The organism is Pseudoalteromonas sp. SWN166 (assembly GCF_015864485.1).
Taxonomy (GTDB): Bacteria; Pseudomonadota; Gammaproteobacteria; order Enterobacterales; family Alteromonadaceae; genus Pseudoalteromonas.
The window spans coordinates 1-1,352 of record NZ_JADYXB010000087.1; the positions used below are offsets into that span (position 1 = coordinate 1).

The 1,352-nt window shown below is 65.1% G+C and carries 2 protein-coding genes; both read left to right on the top strand.

Annotated elements, in window-relative coordinates; all coding sequences use genetic code 11:
- The first annotated feature begins 142 nt into the window (after positions 1 to 142).
- Positions 143 to 580, top strand: coding sequence for a hypothetical protein (locus I6F49_RS20200; RefSeq protein ID WP_114488115.1), 438 nt, complete (start codon positions 143 to 145; stop codon positions 578 to 580).
- On the top strand, positions 577 to 1,352 hold a 776-nt coding region (locus tag I6F49_RS20205; RefSeq protein WP_197181749.1), incomplete at its 3' end, for a hypothetical protein. The genes I6F49_RS20200 and I6F49_RS20205, both read left to right, overlap by 4 nt.

Below are 1,352 nucleotides of genomic sequence, written 5' to 3' on the forward strand. Positions count from 1 at the left end.
AAGAGTGGTCGGACCCGACCACGGGGGAAGGCGCGTTCGAGGGTGTGGACGAAAACTACACGTACAGCGTAATCGCCATCTACCCGAGCGCCGATTTCCGCGCCGTCATCGCCGACCGCATCGAGCCCGAGGGCTACCCAGGATGACCACGCTGGCACTCTCGGCTGCTGCGCGCGCGGCTGCGCTCGTGTCAGCTCGACCTGCTGTGCTGCAGGCTCTGATCGACCTGGCCGACGCAGGCTCTGGTCCCGCGCAACTGGAAATCTACGGCACGACGCGCCCGGCCACCTCTGGTGACGTTCCGGGGGGCGCCGCCCTGGCAACCTTGGTGCTCACGAAGCCGTGCGGCACGGTCGAACTGACAGGGATTCTGCTCACGCAGGAGTCTGTGATCGGCGACCTGATCGCAGTCAACGGGGCAGCGGTGTGGGGCCGGCTGGCAACCAGTGAAGGTGACCCCATCGCCGATGGCGACGTGACCGACATGGCGGGCGACGGGCCGTTCAAACTGGACGGCGCTGACGGCGTGAATCTCTACGCAGGAGGCCGGGCGATACTGGGCGCAACGGCGCTCTCATGAGCACGAGCCTGATCTTCTCGGCCGCCCCAACCACTGGGCTGCCGGTACACCTGGTGTTCGGTGATGAGCCGACAGCCGACATCCCGAGCGTTGCCGTTTACGTCGAGGGGGTCTTCGACCTGGTAGCGGATGACGTTTTCGACCTGACAGGCGCGGTTGCGTTTGAATACGTGAGCGGGGCCGAGCGCCCCGACGTGGGCGAAGTGCGCTCTGTCTACCAAGGGGCCGCTGCGTCCCAGGAGCCGATGCGCGGTGTGTGGCAAGACAGCACGCCTCTCGTTCCCCACTGGCAGAGCCGTTGGCAAGACGCAGACCCCGTTGAGTCGCCCACCGACCTGCGATGGCAGGACCAAGAGCGCCTGCGCAGCGACAGCACGTCGCATTACCAGGAGGCGGCGCCCCTGCAGACGACACTGGGTTCCGAATTTCAGGACCAAATTCGACTGCGCAACGACGCCTGGGCTCGATTCCAAGAAGCGCTGGGCATACAAAGTGCGCGCACGACCAAGTTTCAGGACACCCTAAACGACCGGCGAAATTCAACCGCAGGGCGTTTTCAGGAAGCCGTCGGATACTGGAATTCAATTCTGGAAGGCTACCAAGATGCGCTGCCGTTCGGTGCACTGCTCGCCGGCCGATACCAAGAGGCCATGCCACCACCGGCGGGTATCTGGGTTCGGCCACCCGTGCCCGGACCGGACCCGTGCTACCTGCCTTCGTTGCCGGTACACCTGGTGTTCTCCGAGGCGCACGTCGATGCCGCGCACCTCGT